21 protein-coding genes are annotated in these 19,314 nt (G+C 72.9%); 10 read left to right on the plus strand and 11 right to left on the minus strand.

The annotated features are described in order from the left end of the window. Positions 1-61: 61 nt before the first annotated feature. Positions 62-1,294, plus strand: coding sequence for a serine hydrolase domain-containing protein (locus DLJ59_RS11360; protein WP_124772465.1), 1,233 nt, complete (start codon positions 62-64; stop codon positions 1,292-1,294). An 89-nt stretch (positions 1,295-1,383) separates the two neighbouring features. Here DLJ59_RS11360 and DLJ59_RS11365 read toward each other — a convergent pair whose 3' ends face one another. Continuing rightward, positions 1,384-1,845 (minus strand): PPOX class F420-dependent oxidoreductase, encoded by a 462-nt coding sequence (locus DLJ59_RS11365; RefSeq protein WP_124772466.1) that lies wholly within the window; start codon positions 1,843-1,845, stop codon positions 1,384-1,386. 42 nt (positions 1,846-1,887) lie between these two features. Continuing rightward, positions 1,888-2,526, minus strand: coding sequence for a DUF6642 family protein (locus tag DLJ59_RS11370; RefSeq protein WP_124772467.1), 639 nt, complete (start codon positions 2,524-2,526; stop codon positions 1,888-1,890). A gap of 304 nt (positions 2,527-2,830) precedes the next feature. On the opposite strand from DLJ59_RS11370, the gene DLJ59_RS11375 reads away from it, so the two are divergent. Further along, positions 2,831-3,610, plus strand: a complete 780-nt coding sequence (locus DLJ59_RS11375; protein ID WP_124772468.1) for a D-Ala-D-Ala carboxypeptidase family metallohydrolase — start codon at positions 2,831-2,833, stop codon at positions 3,608-3,610. A gap of 101 nt (positions 3,611-3,711) precedes the next feature. Here DLJ59_RS11375 and DLJ59_RS11380 read toward each other — a convergent pair whose 3' ends face one another. The 4 genes from DLJ59_RS11380 to DLJ59_RS11395 form a co-directional block, all read right to left on the minus strand. Then, positions 3,712-4,122 carry a hypothetical protein gene (locus tag DLJ59_RS11380; protein ID WP_112582266.1) on the minus strand — a complete coding sequence of 137 codons (411 nt, stop codon included), beginning with the start codon at positions 4,120-4,122 and terminating at the stop codon, positions 3,712-3,714. A gap of 88 nt (positions 4,123-4,210) precedes the next feature. After that, positions 4,211-4,492: a hypothetical protein gene (locus tag DLJ59_RS11385; protein ID WP_208648637.1), complete on the minus strand. Its 282-nt coding sequence runs from the start codon at positions 4,490-4,492 to the stop codon at positions 4,211-4,213. A 47-nt stretch (positions 4,493-4,539) separates the two neighbouring features. Beyond that, on the minus strand, positions 4,540-5,253 hold the full coding sequence (locus DLJ59_RS11390; RefSeq protein WP_124772470.1) for a response regulator: 714 nt from the start codon (positions 5,251-5,253) through the stop codon (positions 4,540-4,542). Beyond that, positions 5,232-6,482 (minus strand): sensor histidine kinase, encoded by a 1,251-nt coding sequence (locus DLJ59_RS11395; RefSeq protein ID WP_124772471.1) that lies wholly within the window; start codon positions 6,480-6,482, stop codon positions 5,232-5,234. The genes DLJ59_RS11390 and DLJ59_RS11395 overlap by 22 nt, the downstream gene beginning before the upstream one ends. A 132-nt stretch (positions 6,483-6,614) precedes the next feature. On the opposite strand from DLJ59_RS11395, the gene DLJ59_RS11400 reads away from it, so the two are divergent. Genes DLJ59_RS11400 through DLJ59_RS11415 form a run of 4 tightly spaced genes read left to right on the plus strand, consistent with a single transcriptional unit; the run spans position 6,615 to position 9,650 of the window. After that, positions 6,615-7,511: an ABC transporter ATP-binding protein gene (locus tag DLJ59_RS11400; RefSeq protein ID WP_124772472.1), complete on the plus strand. Its 897-nt coding sequence runs from the start codon at positions 6,615-6,617 to the stop codon at positions 7,509-7,511. Beyond that, positions 7,508-8,305 carry an ABC-2 transporter permease gene (locus DLJ59_RS11405; RefSeq protein WP_124772473.1) on the plus strand — a complete coding sequence of 266 codons (798 nt, stop codon included), beginning with the start codon at positions 7,508-7,510 and terminating at the stop codon, positions 8,303-8,305. Before DLJ59_RS11400 ends, DLJ59_RS11405 begins: the two co-directional genes overlap by 4 nt. 2 nt (positions 8,306-8,307) lie before the next feature. Continuing rightward, a complete protein-coding gene (locus DLJ59_RS11410; RefSeq protein ID WP_124772474.1) occupies positions 8,308-9,057 on the plus strand; it encodes a YqeB family protein in 750 nt (249 codons plus the stop codon). 32 nt (positions 9,058-9,089) lie between these two features. Continuing rightward, positions 9,090-9,650 carry an SOUL family heme-binding protein gene (locus DLJ59_RS11415; protein WP_124772475.1) on the plus strand — a complete coding sequence of 187 codons (561 nt, stop codon included), beginning with the start codon at positions 9,090-9,092 and terminating at the stop codon, positions 9,648-9,650. Between the two features lies 1 nt (position 9,651). Here DLJ59_RS11415 and DLJ59_RS11420 read toward each other — a convergent pair whose 3' ends face one another. The 3 genes from DLJ59_RS11420 to DLJ59_RS11430 are packed head-to-tail and all read right to left on the minus strand — an operon-like array spanning position 9,652 to position 13,853. Next, positions 9,652-10,638 carry a hypothetical protein gene (locus tag DLJ59_RS11420; protein WP_124772476.1) on the minus strand — a complete coding sequence of 329 codons (987 nt, stop codon included), beginning with the start codon at positions 10,636-10,638 and terminating at the stop codon, positions 9,652-9,654. 42 nt (positions 10,639-10,680) lie between these two features. After that, positions 10,681-13,110 carry an ABC transporter permease gene (locus DLJ59_RS11425; protein WP_244235966.1) on the minus strand — a complete coding sequence of 810 codons (2,430 nt, stop codon included), beginning with the start codon at positions 13,108-13,110 and terminating at the stop codon, positions 10,681-10,683. Next, positions 13,104-13,853 (minus strand): ABC transporter ATP-binding protein, encoded by a 750-nt coding sequence (locus DLJ59_RS11430; RefSeq protein ID WP_124772477.1) that lies wholly within the window; start codon positions 13,851-13,853, stop codon positions 13,104-13,106. Before DLJ59_RS11430 ends, DLJ59_RS11425 begins: the two co-directional genes overlap by 7 nt. A 168-nt stretch (positions 13,854-14,021) precedes the next feature. On the opposite strand from DLJ59_RS11430, the gene DLJ59_RS11435 reads away from it, so the two are divergent. From DLJ59_RS11435 to DLJ59_RS11445, 3 genes are read left to right on the plus strand one after another with little or no spacing between them, the layout of a single operon-like run. After that, on the plus strand, positions 14,022-15,179 hold the full coding sequence (locus DLJ59_RS11435; RefSeq protein WP_244235967.1) for a sensor histidine kinase: 1,158 nt from the start codon (positions 14,022-14,024) through the stop codon (positions 15,177-15,179). After that, on the plus strand, positions 15,176-15,844 hold the full coding sequence (locus DLJ59_RS11440; RefSeq protein WP_124772479.1) for a response regulator: 669 nt from the start codon (positions 15,176-15,178) through the stop codon (positions 15,842-15,844). The genes DLJ59_RS11435 and DLJ59_RS11440 overlap by 4 nt, the downstream gene beginning before the upstream one ends. 29 nt (positions 15,845-15,873) lie before the next feature. Then, the gene (locus tag DLJ59_RS11445) at positions 15,874-16,413 is read left to right on the plus strand and encodes a DUF1697 domain-containing protein (protein WP_124772480.1); all 540 of its coding nucleotides are present in this window, start codon (positions 15,874-15,876) and stop codon (positions 16,411-16,413) included. Between the two features lie 42 nt (positions 16,414-16,455). Here DLJ59_RS11445 and DLJ59_RS11450 read toward each other — a convergent pair whose 3' ends face one another. Both DLJ59_RS11450 and DLJ59_RS11455 read right to left on the minus strand, forming a co-directional pair. Beyond that, on the minus strand, positions 16,456-17,433 hold the full coding sequence (locus DLJ59_RS11450) for an MBL fold metallo-hydrolase (protein ID WP_124772481.1): 978 nt from the start codon (positions 17,431-17,433) through the stop codon (positions 16,456-16,458). 154 nt (positions 17,434-17,587) lie between these two features. Beyond that, complete coding sequence (locus tag DLJ59_RS11455; RefSeq protein WP_124772482.1) at positions 17,588-18,502, minus strand: serine hydrolase; 915 nt, start codon at positions 18,500-18,502, stop codon at positions 17,588-17,590. Positions 18,503-18,554: 52 nt separating this feature from the next. Between DLJ59_RS11455 and DLJ59_RS11460 the strand changes: the two genes are divergently transcribed. Beyond that, positions 18,555-19,314: LysR substrate-binding domain-containing protein (locus DLJ59_RS11460; RefSeq protein ID WP_124772483.1), on the plus strand; the 760-nt coding region annotated here is incomplete at its 3' end.

Genomic DNA, 19,314 nt, shown 5'->3' on the forward strand with positions numbered 1-19,314 from the left:
GCCCCGGCCCCGGCCTCGGCCCCCTTCCGGTGTCGGCGTACCGGCGAGTAGGTTCGGCGGCGTGAGTGTGGCTCGGAGCAAGGACCCGGATCAGATCGGTTTCGACCCGGCGCGGCTGGCGCGGATCGACGAGCACTTCGGCCGGTACGTCGACGACGGCCGGCTGGCCGGCTGGCAGGTGGTGGTCACCCGTCACGGCGAGGTGGCGCACTCCTCGACGTACGGGCTGCGCGACCGGGAGTCGGGCGCACCGGTCGAGGCGGACACCCTCTGGCGGATCTACTCGATGACCAAGCCGGTCACCTCGGTCGCGGCGATGATGCTGTGGGAGGAGGGCCGGTTCGAGCTGACCGACGAGATCAGCCGCTGGCTGCCCGAGTTCGCCGACCTGCGGGTCTATTCCAAGGGGTCGGTGCTCAAGCCGTACACCGTGCCGGCGGCCGAGCCGATCCGGGTCTGGCACCTGCTCACCCACACGGCCGGCCTGACCTACGGCTTCATCCAGAGCTCGGTGGTCGACGGGCTCTACCGGGCCGCCGGCTACGACCTGTACCCGCCGGCGGACGTCGACCTGGCCGGTGCCTGCGCGGCCTTCGGCGAGCTGCCGCTGCTGTTCCAGCCCGGCTCGGCGTGGGGCTACTCCGTCGCCACCGACGTGCTCGGCCGACTCGTCGAGGTGATCTCGGGGCAGAGCCTCGACGCGTTCTTCGCCGACCGGATCTTCACCCCGCTCGGCATGACCGACACCCGCTGGTGGGTGGAGGGCGACGAGGCCGACCGGCTGGCCGCGCTCTACGTACCGGAGCCGCGCAGCGGCCGGGCGGTCCGCTACGACAGTCTCGGCTCGCTCGCGTTCAGCAAGCCGGCGTTGCTCTCCGGCGGCGGCGGCCTGATCTCCAGCGCCGCCGACTACCACCGCTTCACCTCGATGCTGCTGCGCGGCGGGGAACTGGACGGCGTCCGGCTGCTCGGGCCGCGCACGGTGCGGTTCATGACCCGCAACCACCTGCCCGGCGGTCAGGATCTGGGCACCCTGTCCACCGGCGGCTTCGCCGAGACGACCCTGGACGGGATAGGGTTCGGCCTCGGCTTCGCGGTGGTCGACGACCCGATCCCCAGCCGGGTGCCGAGCAGCGTCGGCGAGTACTACTGGGGCGGGGTGGCCAGCACCGCGTTCTGGGTCGACCCGGCCGAGGAGATCACCGCACTGCTGTTCACCCAGCTGATGCCGTCCAGCACGTACCCGCTCCGCTCCCAGCTGCGCCAGCTCGTCTACGCCGCCCTGGTCGACTGACCGCCGACTCGTTCCGCACCGGCCTCAGCTGATCCTGCCCCGCACCCGGGCAGCGCCGCCGGCCACAGCCGGGCGAAGCGGCAGGCGATCTAGGCGAGGTGGGCCGGGAAGCCACCGGTGGCGATCGGACCCCAGGCGTCGATGGTGACCCGGATCAGCGACTTACCCTGACGCACCATCGCCGCCCGGTAGTCGTCCCAGTCCGGGTGCTCGCCGGAGATGCTGCGGAAGTACTCGACCAGCGGCTCCAGCGCCTCGGGCAGGTCGAGCACCTCGGCGGTGCCGTCGAGCTGCACCCAGGGGCCGTTCCAGTCGTCGCTGAGCACGCAGGCCGAGACCCGGGGGTCGCGGCGGAGGTTGGTCACCTTGGCCCGCTCGGGGTAGGTGGAGACGACCAGCCGCCCCTGCCCGTCGACGCCGGCGGAGACCGGAGAGGACTGCGGGCGGCCGTCGGCCCGGGTGGTCATCAGCAGGACGCGGTGCCGCGGACGGAGGAAGTCGAGCAGGCCGGCCCGGTCGACCCGGGTGTTCGTTGCGATGCTGCGTGCCATCCCCCGTTCCTACCAGGGCGCGGGCGCAACGCCGGCGGCGGGTCAGCGGGGCCGGGCCGCGGCGCGGTGCACCGCCTGGGTGGGCACCCGGGGGCGACCGGACGGACGCCAGGCCCGACCGTTGGCGTAGATCACCCGAAAGCCGAGGTACGACGCGAGCGGCGCCCAGTGGGCGGAGCCCATCCGCAGCTCAGCGGCGTTGTGTCGCTGGCCGTTGGCGAGCACGTCGAGCAGCACGGTTTCGAAGGCCGCCGATTCGACCCAGTCGACTTCTCGGGTAAAACCGCAGATCAGAGCGGCTCCGGTGACCTCCAGGAACTCGCGCAGCACCGCGTCCGAGGCGCGCAGCACCGAGAAGCTGCCGAAATAGAGTCGCCGCCCCTCGGCGCGACCGGCCATCAGCTCGGCCACCTCGTTCAACTCGACCGACTGCCAGTCGGTGAGGCAGAGCCGGCTCGGCTCGCCGTGCATGGCGAAGAAGCCGACCCGGTGGTCGGCGTACTGCTTGAGCAGCCAGCGGTCCAGGAAGTAGAACAGCTCGTCACGGGTGGCCGCGTCCTTGTGGATGAAGCGGATCTTGCCCAGCCGCTCCAGCAGCTCCAGGGTGGGCAGCACCGAACCCCGCTCGTTGAGGTCACGGTGCCACTGACCCTCGACACAGAAGACGCCACCGCGTGCCACCCGCACCTCCGCCAGTCCGCCGCCCGGGGCTGACGTTACCGGCCGCCGCCGGCCCGGGAACATCACCCTCGGTGTGACGGATCGCGACGTTCGGTGTGGTTGGCCGCAGAAAAGCCGATCGGCAGGAAATGGCTGTTTCGCAAATCAGCTTAATTCCCAGCCAATGCCCAGGTACAGCGGATTGTGAGCACGATTCTCGTTAATCGCCGCCAACGGCATGGATCAGTGCCAGGGTGGAAATCACGGGACTTCTCGGTCGATGTCCTGGTGCCACCCCATTCGCTCTCCTATCGGGAGGACTTCTGTGCGCGTAAACACCTTGAAGCGTGCTGCCGTCGCATTCGCCCTGGCACTGCCCGGGGCCGCAATCGCCACGGTGGTCGCCGCACCGGCGGCACACGCGGACGGCTGTTACACCTGGAACCGCACCCTGACCCAAGGGCGCTCCGGCGACGACGTCCGCCAGTTGCAGATCCGGGTCGCCGGATGGGCCGGCTACCGCGACATCGTGGAGAACGACGGCCGCTACGGACCGAAGACCGCCGCCGCGGTCAAGCGGTTCCAGCAGGCGTACGGGCTGCGCGCCGACGGCATCGCCGGCCCGCAGACCTTCGCCAAGCTGTACCAACTCCAGGACAACGACTGCACTCCCGCGCACTTCAGCTACAGCGAGCTGGACAACGGGTGCGGCGGGAGCGGGTGGAGCGGCGGTCCAGTGTCGGCGAGCCAGACCAAGCAGAACGCGCTGCGCACCATGTGGAAGCTGGAGGCGCTGCGCAGGGGCCTCGGTGACAAGCCGCTCTACGTGTCCAGTGGATTCCGCAGCCGCGCCTGTAACAACCAGGTCGGTGGCGCGTCCGACAGTCAACACCTGTACGGCAACGCGGCCGACGTGACCTCACGGACGTCCTCGCTGTGCCAGATCGCCCGCAACGCCCGCAACAACGGCTTCAGTGGGCTCTACGGGCCCGGCTACCCCGACCACGACGACCACGTGCACGTCGACTCGCGTCGGGAGAACAACAGCGACCGCAGCTCGAACACGACGAGCTGGTCCGCCCCGGACTGCGGGGTCGGTAACTGAGTCACCCGCCCAGAGCGGCGTCGGCCCGACGCGGAGGGGGAATCTTCGCGCCGGGCCGACGTCGTGTCGCCCCGGGTCGGGTGGGCGGAGGGGTAACGCGCTCAGCTCGCCCGGGGCCAGCGCGGCGCGGTGACGGGGGGAGTCACCGGCCGGCCAGCGGCGGTGGGCCGTACCCCCTGGGGGACGACCCGTGCGGCCTGCTGCCGCGACGGCCCGGTCGCCGTGAACGGGAAGGGCACGTGCACGAACGGATTGCCGTGCCGGATCAACGCCTCGATCTGCCGCTCGTTGAGCCCGTGTGTCTCCAACACCCGCCGCCCCCAGCGGTGCAGCCGGCACGGGTAGGAGGCACCGTCGTTGCGGCACAGCGGCCCGGTCGGCCACTCCTCGGCGGTGTGCACGACCACCGCCCGGACCGCGAGCCGGACATCCTCCGGGGTCAACGGTGCCGGCATTGGCACCTCACCCAGTACCTGGTCGATGGGATCCGTCGACTGCTCACCAACTCGCACGGCAGGCCTCCCGCAGTTCGGCAGCGGTACGGCGGACTCACCGCACCGACATCCTCAGCCATCAGTACGGCGAGGACCGTACGAAAGTTCAATTCCGGTACGCGGTAAGCAGATCCTCCGCAGACAGGACGCGGATGCCGTCGACGGCGGTGCCGCTGCGGGACACGGCAACGACCGGCACCGACTCGTCGGCGCCGGGGAGCCGACTCCGGTGCAGGAGTAGCCGGCCCAGGTCATGCGCGTCGAAGGGCCGATTCTCCTGCCACTTGACCGATCCGACGAAGCTGATGTGCCGAGCGACAGGCGCACGGTCGACGCCAACTATGTCGATCTCCGGGTCGTTGGTCCGGGTACCAAAAATGAGTGTCACCTCATCCGTATTGATCCGCGATCATCTGATCCCGGCGCGGCCGACCCTCAGACGAGGCCTGCGTCGTGCACGAGCAGCGCCACCTGGACCCGGTTGTTCAGCTCCAGTCGGGTCAACAGCCGGGAGACGTACGCCTTCACCGTCGCCACGCTCATGAACAACTCCCCCGCGATCTCCGCGTTGGTGTGACCGCGCCCCAGCGCGACCGCCACCTGCCGCTCCCGCTCGCTGAGCCCGGTGAGCATCCGCAGCGCCCGTTCCCGGCGCGGGTCCGGGCCGACCGGGCCGGGGGCGGCGCCGGTCACGTGAGCGATCAACGTCCGGGTCACCGTCGGGGAGAGGGTCGCCTCGCCCGCCGCGACCCGGCGTACGGCGTGCACGATCTCCGCCGGTGGGGTGTCCTTGAGTAGGAAACCGGCCGCCCCGGCGCGGAGCGCCCGCAGCACCTGCTCGTCGGCGTCGAAGGTGGTCAGCACCAGCACCTCCGGCGGGTGCGGCTGGGCCCGCAGCGCCTCGGTGGCGGCCAGCCCGTCGACCCGGGGCATCCGGATGTCCATCAGCACCACGTCCGGGGCGTACGCGGCGACGGCCGCCGGGACCTCGCCACCGTCGGTCGCCTCGCCGACCACGATCAGGTCCGGCAGACCGCCGAGGATCATCGAGAGCCCGGCCCGGACCAGCGCGTCGTCGTCCACGATCAGCACACGCACCGGCGGCCCGGCCGCGCCGGCAGAGTTGGTCACGCCGGCCACGGTAGCCATGCGGCCAGTCGGAAGTCACCCGTGTCGTCCCGACCGTAGGCGAGCCGACCGCCGGCCAGGGTGACCCGTTCGCTGATGCCGATCAGGCCGGTGCCGGCCCCCGGCAGTGTGCCGCCGGCCGGTGCGCCGACCGGCCACCGGTTGCCGATCGCCACGGTCAGCCCGGCGCCCGGCCCGCCGGCCACGTCCACGGTGACGGCCGCGCCGGCCGCGTGCTTGCGGGCGTTGGTCAGCCCCTCCTGCACGATCCGGTACGCGGCCCGACCCAGCGCCGCCGGCAACTCCCCCGGGCTGGCGACACTGTCGCTGACGTTGACGCGCACCCCGGCCGACCGCGACTCGGCGATCAGCGCCGGCAGGTCGGCGAGGGTGGGCTGCGGCGGCTCCGGGGCGTCGCCACCGTCGTCCTCGGCCCGGAGCACCCCGATCACCTCCCGCAGGTCCTGCAGGGCTGCGTGTGCGCTCCCCCGGATCACCCCGGCGGCGCGGGCCACCTCGTCGGCCGGCGCGTCCGGGCGGAACTCCAGCGCGCCCGCGTGCAGGCTGAGCAGCGAGATCCGGTGAGCCAGCACGTCGTGCATCTCCCGGGCGATCCGGGTGCGTTCGAGGTGGCGGGCCTGGGTGACCCGCAGCTGCTGCTCCGCCTCGGCCCGCTCGGCCCGCTCGCGCAGCGACACGATCAACTGCCGGCGGGCCCGGACGAACATCCCCCAGGCCAGCACGGCGAAGCTGAGCACCACGCCCCAGGACACGGTGGCCCAGTACGGCATGCTCGGGTCCGGACGTGCCCAACTGAAGACCAGGTTGGTGACGAGACCCGCACCGGTGACCGCGATCGCGATGGCGGTCCGTCGGTGCACCACCACCGTGAAGTAGAAGATCAACAACGGGATGGCGGCGGCCATCGAGAACAGGGTCAGCGGTGTCGTCGCCACCACCAGCCCGAGTGGCCATCGGCGGCGCAACCAGAGCAGCCCGCAGCAGACCAGCCCGATCAGGGCGTCGGCGCCGGTCATCCAGTCGTGCGGGAGCGGGGCGGCCATCGCAGGGTCGGGCGACAGGGCGTCGGCGGTGGCGAACAGCACCCAGACCACGGAGACCAGGAACGCGAGGCTGTCCACGATCCAGTCGCGGGTGGTGCGGCGCGGACGCGTACGCCCACTGTCGGCCGGCACCACCAGCTCCCCTGGCAGCAGCCAGGGGTGCTCCGGGACGGCGAGGCTGGTCACGACGTCATGCTAGGCAGCCGACCGGCGACACGACCAGCTACCAAAGTCGATTCCCGCCGACCGACCAAGGTCGACGCGGCACCGACCGCTGGCCGCAGCGGATGGCCGGGCGGCGCGGGCAGGCTCGACGACATGATCACCGTGGAGAACCTCACCAAGCGATACGGGCCACACCCGGCCGTGGACGACGTGTCCTTCCAGTGCGAGCCGGGCACCGTCACCGGCTTCCTCGGCCCCAACGGCGCCGGCAAGTCGACGACCATGCGCATGATCTGCGGGCTCACCACGCCCACCGCCGGCCGCGCCACCGTCTCCGGACACCCGTACCAGGAACTACCCAACCCGGGGCGGGAGGTCGGGGTGCTGCTGGACGCCTCCGCCCAGCACGCCGGGCGCACCGGCCGCGAGGCGTTGACGCTGTCCGCGTACACCATGGGTCTGGACCGGCGCGAGGTCGCCGCGAAGCTCGACCTGGTCGGGTTGAACGCGGTGGCCGCGAAGCGTCGGGTACGGGCGTACTCGCTGGGCATGCGCCAACGGCTCGGGCTGGCGCACGCGCTGCTCGGCGACCCCCGGGTGTTGATCCTCGACGAGCCGGCCAACGGCCTGGACCCGGAGGGGATCTTCTGGATGCGCGGCCTGCTGCGCGACTTCGCCGACCGGGGCGGCACCGTGCTGCTCTCCTCCCACCTGCTGCGCGAGGTGGAGGCGGTCGCGGACCGGCTGGTGGTGATCGGGGGTGGCCGGATCGTGGCCCAGGGCGACAAGAACGAACTGCTGTCCGGCGGCGGCACCGTGGTCCGGGCCCGCGACGGCGCGGCGCTGCGCCGGGCGCTGGACGCGGCCAACCTGACCGCCGCCGACAGCTCGGAAGGGCTGCTCGTGCAGGCCGACGCCGAAGCGGTCGGCCAGGCCGCCGCCGATGCCGGGGTCGCGCTGGCCGAGCTGCGCCCCGCCAGCGGCGGGGGCCTCGAACAGCTCTTCCTGACCCTGACCGCCGGCGAATCCACCAAGGAGGCCGTCCGATGACCACCACCACCGCACCCGCCGCCGACGCCGTCGCGCCCCGGCACCACACTCCGGTACGCCGACCGTCGCTGCTCCGCCTCAGCACCGTGGAGCTGCGCAAGCTCGTCGACACCAGGGCCGGCCGCTGGCTGTTGATCACCATCGGCCTGATCACCGCCGTGATCGTCACCCTGCAACTGGTCTACGCCGACGACGCCGCACAGACCTTCGTCAACTTCTTCACCCCCTCGCTGCTGCCGATCGGGGTGCTGCTGCCGGTGCTCGGCATCCTGTCGATCACCAGTGAGTGGTCGCAGCGCACCGCCCTCACCACGTACGCCCTGGTGCCCCGCCGGGAGCGGGTGGTGGTCGCGAAGCTGATCGCCGTGTCGCTGACCGCGCTCGCCTCGGTGCTGGCCAGCCTCGCCGTCGCCGCCGTGGGGACGCTGCTCGCCTCAGCCCTCGGTGGCGCGGGCACCTGGCAGATCGACGGGTCACTGGTGCTGAACGCGGTGATCTTCCAGGTCACCGGTGTGCTGATGGGCGCCGCCTTCGGCCTGCTGCTGCTCAACCCGCCGCTGGCGATCGTCGGCTACCTGCTGCTGCCCACCCTGTGGGGGGTGCTCGGCGAGATGGTCAAGCCCCTGCGCGGCCCGTCCGAGTGGTTGGACACCAGCAAGACCATGGAACCGCTGTTCGGCGGCGACGCGCTCACCGGTGAACAGTGGGGGCGGATAGCGGTCTCCCTGCTCGTCTGGATGGTCCTCCCGCTGGCCGCCGGACTGGTCCGGACGCTGCGCCGCGAGGTGTCCTGAGCATGGACGAGGCCGGCTACCGTCCGCGCACCGTGGTCAGCGGCGGCCCGCTGGAGCTGGCCGTCCTGTGGGGTGGCTTCCCGCTGCTCGGCGCGGGCGCCGGATGGCTCCTCGCGGCGGCGACGGGCTGGCTCGCCCGGCTGCCCTGGGTGCCGTTCGGCGCCCTGGTCGAGTGGCTGGACCGGCTACCCGAACCGCAGGCCACCGCCGGCACCATCGCGGTGGGTGTCCTGGCCGGCCTGGTCATCGCCGGGATCGGCACCGCCGAACGACTGATCGTCACCGTCGACGCGGCGCAGGTCCGGCTGCGCCGCTCCGACGAGAACCGGACCGTCGCACGGGCCGACACCCGGGTCGTCTTCCTCGCCGACAAGCACCTGGTGCTGCTCGACGCCGACGGCGCGGAACTGGTCCGGGAGTCGACGGACCTGCCGGCCACCCAACTCGCGGCCGCGTTCCGGACGCACGGCTGGGGTTGGGCGGACGACGACCCGCACCGGTCGGCGTACCGGCTGTGGGTGCCCGACCTGCCCGGGTTGCCGACCGGCGCGGACGCGTTGCTGCGGGCCCGGGACCGGGCGATCCAACGGGACCGCCGCGACGACGCCCGGGAGTTACGCCGCGAACTGGGCCTGATCGGGGTGGTGCTGCGCGACGAGGACAAACGGCAGTACTGGCGGTTGACCGACCGGGCCGTCGCACCCGGGTCGGAGCAGACGACTTCGGCCGAGCGGGAGCCGGACGGGCGGTAGCGTCTGTCCCAGCAGACCCTGGGAGCCGCGCGATGACCGAACAGCAGCCGTACCGGGTGGTGTCCCGACACCCCGGCTTCGAGCTGCGTCGGTACCCCGCCCACCTGGTGGCCGAGATGCAGATCCAGGCGTCGTTCACCCGGGCGCCGATCGAGGCGTTCCGGCCGCTGGCCGCGTACATCGGGGGCGCCAATCGGGCCCGGCACCCGGCCGGTCCGGCCGTGCCGGCGGAGGCGGCCAGCGGTTCGGAGAAGATCGCCATGACCGTGCCGGTGGTGCAGATCGAGGGTGAGTGGCCGGGCGCGTACCTGATCCAGTTCGTCATGCCGGCCAGCTTCACCGCCGCCACATTGCCCGAGCCGGTGGACGCCCGGGTGCGGATCCGCGCGGTTCCGGCGCGGCTGGCGGCGGCGATGCGGTTCTCCGGGCGGTGGACGGAGCAGGCGTTCAGCCAGCGGGCCACCATGCTCGGCCGGTCGGTGACCGCGGCCGGGCTGCAACCGACCGGCGCCATCCGGTACGCGCGCTTCGACCCGCCGTGGAAGCCGTGGTTCCTGCGCCGCAACGAGGTGGTGCTGCCGGTCGTCGAGTGAGCTAGCGGAGCTGCCGACGGTCCTCGACCCTCGGCCGAGCCAGCAGCAGGGACATCGCAAGCCCGGAGAGCAGCCCGAACAGGGACAGCAGCACGTCGGAATCCGCGGCGTTGATCGGGCTGTTGCCGGCAAGTGCGGTGAACGTCGCGCCGATCGGCAGCAGGAGCATGATGGGTACAGCAATGGCCACCAGGAACACCAGCGGGCCCACCAACGCGATGAGAGCGGCCAGGGCGTGGTGCCACCAGATCGGCCGACCGCCCGGCCAGTCCCAGGCCAGCAGGGTGACCCCGGTGAGCAGCACCGCCCCGAGAGCGGCCTCCGGCAGCAGTCGTGTGCCCGGCGCGGCGGCACGGACCAGCCCGACGCCGAGCAACGCCACCACGGTGAGACCGAGCGCCAGCCCGACGCGAGCCCGGGTCCGCGCCGGAGCCGCCGCCAGCGCGGCACCGACGGCCACTGCCACCAGCAGCGCCGCGGTGGCCAGGGCGCCCTGGTTCAGCTCCGGCTCCCGGTCGGTTGGTGACTCGATCCCGACAGCCACCAGCATCAGCACCCCGGCCAGGCAGGCCGTACCGGTCAGCCTCTTCCGATCGGTGGCCAGCGGCCTGCCACGCTCCCGCCACAGCAGAACCGTCGCGAGCACGCCGAGCACGCCGCAACCGGCGACGGCGAGCAGCACAGTCGCCTCGATGCCGGAAGGGTCGGCCCGGTCGATCGCCACGTCGGCGGCGACCCAGCAGCCACCGAGCGCCACCGCCGGGTGACTCCAGCGCAACTGCCCCCGGCCGGCCAGCACCAACCCGAGCGGCACCGCCATGATCGCGATGAACCGCAGGTCGCGCGCCCAGTAGGCGTTGTTGCCCGGCAGGTTCTCCGACCACGGGCCGAGCGGTTCGGTCAGCGGCTGCCACCTGGTCATGCCGTACGCCCAGAGCACGACGGCGGCGGCGGAGAGGAGCAGCCCGACCGGGCGCGCGGATCGCATCAGTGGACGGTAGCGGGCCCATCGCCCGGGCGGGGGGCACGGTCATCCGACGAGGCCGGCCGGTAACCGGGCGGGACGGTGGCGCAACAACCGCCACGTCGGCAACACACTGGACAGCACCGCGAGCAGCAGGCACAGCCCCACCACCCCGGCGACCACCGACCACGGCACCACCAGCTCGACGGGGGCACCGACCTGCTCGGCGAGGCCGGCACGGATGCTGAGCAGACCGACGAACGCGACAGCCCCACCCAGCAGCGCGCCGATCAGGACCACCAGGGCGGACTCCGCGGTGACCAGCCAGATGACCTGCCGTCGGGTCGCCCCTGCCAGCCGGATCAGCCGCAGGTCGGCAGCGCGGCCGGCGGCGGCCAGCAGCAGCGTGTTGGCCACCGCGATGGCCCCGTAGCCGGCCGACACCCCGATCAGCAGCAGGGTGAAGAGCCAGACGAGGCGGTCCTCGGCGGCGTCCGCCTCGGCCGCCCAGGCCGGGACGTCGAGGATCCGCGCGCCGACGGGCGGATCGACCCGGTCCCGGACGTACACCGTGGAGGTCAGCGCCGACGGGTCGTGCGCTCGCACCACGGCCCGGGGTACGAGCAGGTCCCCCGGAATCGAGGTGTCGGTGACCACGGCGACGACGCGCAACGACACCGACGTCCCGTCGGCGAAGACCACCGGGTACGGCTCGGACGGCAGCAGGTTCGCCGAGGCGGTGACCACCACCGCGTCGTCGCCCTCCAGGGCGTCCAGCGAGCCGGCGACGACGGTGAGTACGCGGTTCGCGGCGGCGAAGCCCTCCGGCTCCACGCCCAGCGCGGTCATCGGCCGGTCCTTCGGCGACGTTGCGGGGTCGGTGCGGTAGACGGTGGTCGGCAGGAGCGCGGTGCCGCCGGTCGCGGCGACGGCCCGGTCGGACAGGCCGGGTGCGCGGTCCGGCACGACGATCCAGCCGGCGTTCACGTTGTCCGCCCGTCCCGCCGCGTACGCGGCGGTGGTGGTGCGCACCATTCCGGACACCAGCACCGCGAATGCGACAGTGAGCAGCACCGGAGCGGCGATGGCGGCGGTCCGCCGGGTCGCGGTCAACGCCCCGCCCCGGACCAGCATCCCGATCGCGCCACCGGGCTGACGCACCGGAGATCGCAGTAGCCGCACCAGCGGCCCGACCACCACCGGGGCGAGCACTGTGGCACCGGCCACCAGTGCCATCACCGCGTAGAGCGCGTACTGCGCCGCCACCTGAGCCTCGTCGGCGGTCGCCGTGCCGACACTGAGGGCGGCCCCCGCCGCGAGGAGCAGCGCCCCGGTGGCGGCGCGCAGCCGCCCGATCGGTCGCTGTTCCACAGCGGCCTCGCGTAACGCCTCCAACGGGCGGACCCGGGCGGCTCGGCGGGACGCCGACCAGACCGCCAGCAGGGCGATCACCGGCCCGGCGGCGAGCGACACCGCGACCGGCCAGAGTTCGTAGCGGACCCGGAAGGTCGACGGTTCGTAGCCGGCGTCGACGAGCAGCCGGCCCAGCAGCGGGGTGAGCGCCGCGCCGAGCAGCAGGCCGACGAGCCCCGCCGAGACGCCGACCGCGAGCGCCTCGGCGCCCACCATGCGGCGGACCTGACGTCCGGTGGCGCCGACGGCGCGCAGCAGGCCCAGCTCACGGCGGCGCTGCGCGACGGTGAACGCGAAGGTCGAGGCGACCACGAACACCGTGACGAAGCCGGCGAGAGCCGCCGTGGCGGTGAGCACCTGCATCCCGATCCACCGGGTACGGGCGTCGCCAGGCGGCTCCAGCACACCCCGGGCGTCACCGGTCAACACCCGCCCGTCGCCGCCGACGACCCCGCGAGCCGCAGTGGCGACCCGCTCGGGATCGGCCCCCGGTGCGAGCACCAGCCCGATGGCCCGGACGCCGGGCGCAAGGGCGGCGGCGACCTCGTCGGCGACGTGGACGCCGGGCCCGTCGACCAGACCGGTGACCGTGTACGACTCCGGGCCGGCGGCGGTCAGCAGGGTGACCGGTGCGCCGGCGCGCAGTCCGAGCGCGCTGTCGACGACCACCTCGCCGGTCCTGCGGGGTGGCTCGCCAGCCGTGAGGCGCAGCCCACCCAGTTGGGCGCTGGACCAACCGTGCCCCTGGTACGCGTCCTCCCGCCGGGTCTCGGCGGCCGAGGGTCGGCCGTCGACGAGCGGCTGCGCGTAGAAGGTGCGGTCCGGCACCGCCGCCACCACGTCCGGCAGACCGGACAACCGGCCGACCAACCCCGCCGCGGCGGTGGCGGACCAGGGCCGGGTCGGCACGAACTGGTCAGCCGACGCGCCCGCCTCGGGGCTCTGCACCACGACCGCCGCCCGCGCCAGCCGGTCCGGCACCTGCGGACGGCCGGAGGCGAGCAGCACTGTGGCCGCCGTGACCAGCATGACCCCGATGGCGACGGCCACGAACGCGCTGGCCGAGCGCCGGACGCTCAGCACGACGACTCCGCGACGAGCTCCCGCTCGGCGATCCGGGCCGCGACGGCGGCGGCGGTGATCCCGCCGGTCAGCTCGTCGACGACGCGGCCGTCGGCCAGTAGGAGGACCCGATCGGCGTACGCGGCGGCGGCGGGATCGTGCGTCACCATCACCACTGTCTGCCCGTGGTCGTCGACGAGCGCCCGCAACAGCCGGAGCACCTGCCGCGAGGACGCGCTGTCCAACGCCCCGGTCGGCTCGTCGGCGAAGACCACCGCCGGACGGGTGACCAACGCTCGGGCCACGGCGACGCGCTGCTGCTCCCCGCCGGACAGCTCACTCGGCCGGTGCCCGGCCCGGTCGGCGAGTCCGACGGCGTCGAGGGCGGCGGCCACGTCCCCGGCCGGCTGGCGGCGGCGGGCCAGGCGCGACGGCAGCTCCACGTTCTGCGCGGCGGTCAGTGTGGACACGAGGTTGAACGCCTGGAAGACGAAGCCGATCCGGTCGCGCCGCAGCCGGGTCAGCTCGTCCTCACCGAGGTCGTCGAGGCGGGTGCCGTCGATCGTGACACTTCCCTCGGTCGGGCGGTCCAACCCCGCCGCGCAGTGCAGCAGGGTGGACTTTCCCGAGCCCGAGGGGCCCATCACCGCCGTGAACGTGCCGCTCGCGAAGCTGGTGGTCACGCCGTCGAGCGCCGTCACCCGCCGGGTTCCGGTGCCGTACACCGCGCGCAGCCCCGTCAGGGTCACCGTGTGTGTGGTCATGACCGTTACGGTCCCGAATGTGGGCGTGCGGCGCGTCGTGCCGGGGCTGGCACTTTCCGGCCCTCCCCCGGGTGGAGTCGGCGGCCCGGCAGCGCCGGCACGTCGTCCTCAGGGATGACCACCCGCAGGCGGACGCGGCCGGCCCGGCTGGTCGTTACCGTTCGACGGGTGACCGCTCTCCTGTTGACCCGACGGTTGCGGCCGGTGGACCTGTACACAGTGGACGTCCTGCTGGCGGTGGCCGTGGGCGGGGCGCTCTGCCCGTACGCGGCCCTGGAGTCGCCGTTGCACGGTGGCGTACGCGAGCCGCTCTGGGTGTCCGTGCTGGTCGGGCTGGCCCTCGGGCTGCCGTTGGCGGTCCGCCGTCGCTGGCCGATGACGGTGGCCGCCACGATCAGCTCCGTCGCCACCGTTGCCCTGATCACCGGGGTGATACCCAACTTCGCGGCCGCCGCGCCGGCGTTCGCCATCGGCCTGGCCTTCTACACGGTGGCCGTGTCGACGCCCACCCGCCGGTCGATGCTGTGCGCCGCTGGTTGTCTCGCACTGGTGAGCGTCGCCCTGGTGCTGACCGCGGGCGACCTCTGGTCGCGCACCGGCGCTGTCGTCTACGCCGCCGTCATGATCGCGCCCGCCTGGGTGATCGGCTGGCTGATCCGGGAGCGACGTGCCCTCGCCGCCCGACAGAACGACCAGTTGGTGCGTCAGGCCGCCACCGAGGAGCGGTTGCGGGTGGCGCGCGAGCTGCACGACGTGGTCGCGCACACGCTGAGCCTCATCGTGGTGAAGGCGGCAGTCGCCAACCACGTCGCCGAGGCTGACCCCCGCGAGGCGGGCGCCGCGCTGCGGGTCATCGAGGAGACTGGCCGCACCGCCCTGACCGACGTGCGTCGCGTGCTCGGCGTCCTGCGTGAGGACAGCCCGTACGCGCCGACACCCGGACTGGACGAGTTGCCCCTCCTCGCCCGACAGGCTGCGATCGGCGGGGTCGACGTGCAGCTCGACGTGCGGCGGGAGGAGCCGGCCGGCGCGGTGCCGGACTCGGTGGGCCTCGCGGTGTACCGGATCGTGCAGGAGGCGGTGACGAACGTGGTGAAGCACGCCGCGCCGGCCGCCTGCCGGGCCACTGTGACCGTCCTGCCCGACGAGGTGCGGGTGGAGGTGACCGACGACGGGCGGCGGCCGGTCCTGCTCGGCGGGGAGGGGCACGGGTTGATCGGCATGCAGGAGCGGGTGGCGTTGCACGGCGGGGAGTTCTGCGCCGGCCCACGCTCCGACGGTGGCTTCGCGGTGACGGCCAGCCTGCCCTACCGGGTGGCAGCGTGATCCGGGTGTTGATCGTCGACGATCAGGCGTTGCTGCGCGGCAGTTTCCGGCTGCTGGTCGACCTCAGCCCGGACTGCACCACCGTCGGCGAGGCCGGCACCGGCGTGCAGGCCGTGGCGTTGGCCGGGCAGCACCGGCCGGATGTGGTGCTGATGGACGTCCGGATGCCGGAGATGGACGGCATCGAGGCGACCCGGCGGATCTGCGCCGACCCGGCGACGGCCGGCACCCGGGTCATCATCCTGACCACGTTCGACCTCGACGAGTACGTCTACGGGGCGCTGCGCGCCGGTGCCAGCGGGTTCCTGCTCAAGGACACCCCACCGGCGGACCTGCTGACCGGGATCCGGGTGGTCGCCGCCGGGGAGGGGTTGCTCGCGCCGACGGTGACCCGCCGGCTGATCGACGAGTTCGCCCGGCGGCCAGAGCCGACCAGGCCGTTGCCCCGGCGGCTCGACGGGGTGACCGATCGGGAGCGGGAGGTGCTCGCGCTGATCGCCCGGGGCCTGTCCAACGCGGAGCTGGCCGCGCACCTCAACCTCAGCCAGGCCACCGTGAAGACGCACGTCGGTCGGCTGCTGACCAAGCTGGCGGTACGCGACCGGGCGCAACTGGTCATCGTCGCGTACGAGACGGGACTGGTCGGGCCGGGCGGCCTACGCTGAGCCGGTCGGCCCGCATCCGAGGAGGAGCCATGACCCGTTACGTCGCCCTGCTGCGCGGGGTCAACGTCGGCACCACCCGGCTGGCGATGGCCGACCTGCGCCGGATCGTCAGCGACCTCGGCCACGAGGATGTCAAGACGTACCTGCAGAGCGGCAACGTGGCCTTCGGCAGCACCGTGCGCGACGCGGAGAAGCTGGCCGCGGGGATCGAGCGGGCGCTCACCGACGAGCTGGCGTTGACAGTGCCCGTGTTGGTGCGCAGTGGGCGGGAGTTGGCGGCGATCGCCGGCGGCAACCCGTACGCCGACCGGGAGGACGACCCGACACGACTGCTGGTGGCCTTCCTCGCGACCGCGCCGACCAAGTCCACGGTGGACGCGCTCACCGTGCCCGGTGGCGAGAACGTGTCGTTCACGGTGACCGGCCGGGAGGTGTTCCTGCACTACGTCGACGGCGGTTACGGCCGGTCGAAGTTCACCAACGCGTACCTGGAGAAGAAGCTCGGCGTGGTGGCCACCACCCGCAACTGGAAGTCGGTGCGGGCGCTGGCCGAGCTGGCCGCCTCCTGACATGGTGGGGGTCGCGGGACCGCGACCCCCACCCGGTGCTGCTCAGAAGTCGTACGCGGTCTCGTATTCGGGCACCAGCACCCGGCTGCGCGGCGAGATCCGGCGAATCTCCGCGATCATCTCGTTCAGCCGGGTGCGGTCGGTCGGTGCGACCGGCGGCGGGTTCTGCAACGCCGTCTCGAAGTTGTCGTAGTGCACCGGCACCACGACCTTCGGGTAGTCGAGGCCGGCCAGCAGCCGGGGCAGGTAGTCGCCGGTGGTGGTGGCGTTCTGCATGGCCACCATCGCCACGTCGGGCGCGAGGCCGGTGAGGTTCCGCTCGGCGACGTCGCTGGCCCCGGTGAAGTAGACCGACGGGCCGCCGTCGACCCGCAGCAGGTAGCCCAGCGTGTCGCCCTCCGGCAGGTCCGCGATCGTGGCCGGCTGCGGCGGCGGGGTGACCCGCACCCCGGGAAAGGCCACCGAGTACGACGGGTTGCGGCTGTGCAGTGAGCCGACCACCTCGACGCTGTGGTCCCCGAAGTCCAGCACCTCCCCACCCTTCACGGGGCTGAGCTGCGTCGACGGCAACTCGTAGGCCAACCCCAGGTGGTACGCGGTCAGCGTGCCGAACACCCGCGCGCCGGTGCGCTTGGCGATGTACGGCACGTCCATGAAGTGGTCCCAGTGGGTGTGCGTGACCAGCACTGTCATGGCCCGGTCGACGCGCGGATCGATCACGTCGGTGCGCACGGTCAACGGGGTCTCCCCCTTGAACGCGCCGGTGAACAGCCCGGTGTCGATGCGGCTGAGGAACGGGTCGACGAGAACGGTGCGGTCGCCGATGTCGACGCGCCAGCCGGCCGTACCCCACCAGCGGAAGCTGACCGCGCCCTTGCGGCGGGCGGTGGGCGTGGGTGCGGCGGTCGGGGGCGCGGCCTGGGCCGGGGTGGTGACGCCGGCGGCGAGGCCACCGGCGGAGACCAGGGCGGTGGTGGCGGCGGCGTCGCGCAGGAAGCGTCGGCGGTCGAGACTGGGCATACGGATCTACTCCCCGTGGTCGGGCGTTGTGTCGACCACGAGCCAACCAGCGCCGGCGGGGCGCGGTCCAAGATCAAGGACCGTCGGCTTCGATACGGCATCAGATATCGGTCCTGCTCGGCGGGGGTGCGGCGGCGCTCGGACGGGCGGAAAATCAGTCGCCGCGCAGCGCCTCGACGGCCGTGCGGGCGGCCTCCCCCATCGCCAGGTCCACGTCGATGCGGCGCGGGGTCAACTCTTCGGCACGGGCGAAGACGGCGATCGCGTACCGGCCGCCGTCGGGGTATTCGGCGACCCCGGCCTCCAGGTGGAACCCGGGCAGGGTGCCGGTCTTTCCGGAGACCCGGACGCCGGGCGGGAAACCGGCGGCGAGCCGGGTCCAGAAGATCTGCTGGGCCATCCAGGTACGGACCATCGCGCAGGCCGCCGCCGGCCCGGCCTCGTCCCGCCAGATCAGCGTGAGCAGCCGGGTGATCTCCCGGGCGGTGCTGGACGTGGTGTGCGCGGGGTCGAAGACCCGCATGGCCCGGACCCGGTCCGCGGGCAGCGTGGGGAAGATCCGGGCGAACTCCGCCTCGGTCCGGGCGCCCACGTCGGCGAGCATCATCTCGACCAGCTCCCGGGGACCACCGAGGACGCGGGTACGGGTCAGCCCCAGCTCGACGGCGAGCATCGGCAGCAGGTCCGGGCCGACCCGGCGCAGCAGCAGGTCGGCGGCCGTGTTGTCGGTGACCGAGATGGCGAAGTACGCGAGGTCGCGCAGCGACACCTCGGCGTCGTCGGTGCAGCCGGCCAGACCCCACCCGCCGAGCCGGTCGGCGGCGGTGACCAGGACCCGTTCGGTCGGGTCCAGCTGACCGGCCTCGACCTGCCGGGCGAACTCCAGCACCAGCAGGATCTTGAAGATGGAGGCGATCACCACCTGCTCGTCGGCCCGCACCCCCACCTCCCGGCCCCCGAGCGCCGGACCGTCGAGGGTCAGGTCGGCGCCGTCCAGGTCGACGACGTGCAGGCTGGCCGTCACCCCGACGGCGGCGAAGATGCTCTCGATGCGTTCCTCCACGTCCACGCCAGCACGGTATCCAGCGAGGCCGTGGCGGCGCTGGCGTAGGGTCCCGGCCGTGGATCTGCTCCGGCACCTGCGGCACTTCGTGGTGGTCGCACACGAACTGCACTTCGGGCGGGCCGCGGAGCTGCTCGGGATGGCCCAGCCGCCGCTGAGCCAGTCGATCCAGCGCCTGGAACGGGAGCTGACTGTCGAGCTGTTCGACAGGTCCCGCCGCCAGGTACGCCTCACCACCGCCGGTGAGCTGCTGCTCGGCGAGGCGGAGGAGTTGCTCGCCGGCGAGGGCCGACTCCGCAGCCTGATGGGGCAGATCCGCGCGGGTGAGCTGGGCGTACTCCGGGCCGGGGTGCCACCGGAGACGCCCGCTGTGACGCTGCGTTCGCTGTTGGACGGGCTCACCGACCGGGCACCCGGCCTGGACGTGGAGCTGCACGAGCTGACCACTGCCGAGCAGGTACGGATGCTCGCCGAGCGGACCCTGGACGTGGGGCTCGTGCATCACCCGGTGGCGGCGGACGGGCTGCGCTTCGGCGCCCCGGTCGACGTACCCCTGGGGGTGTTGCTGCCGCGCACCTCGCCGCTGGCCCGCGGCCGTGCGGTGCCGCTGGCATCGCTGGCCGGCCTGGATCTGGTGGCCGCGCCCCGCGCCACCGCCCCCGGCTGGCACGACCACCTGCTGGCGGTGTGCCGGCAGCACGGTTGGCACCCGGCGCGGGTGCGCCCGGCCCGCAACCCGGAGTTCCTCTTCGGGCTGGTGCTGGCCGGAGGAGGGGTGGCGGTGGAACCGGCGGCGGTGGCCCGGCGCGAACCCCGGA

It is taken from the genome of Micromonospora inaquosa (assembly GCF_003857055.1).
GTDB lineage: Bacteria > Actinomycetota > Actinomycetes > Mycobacteriales > Micromonosporaceae > Micromonospora > Micromonospora inaquosa.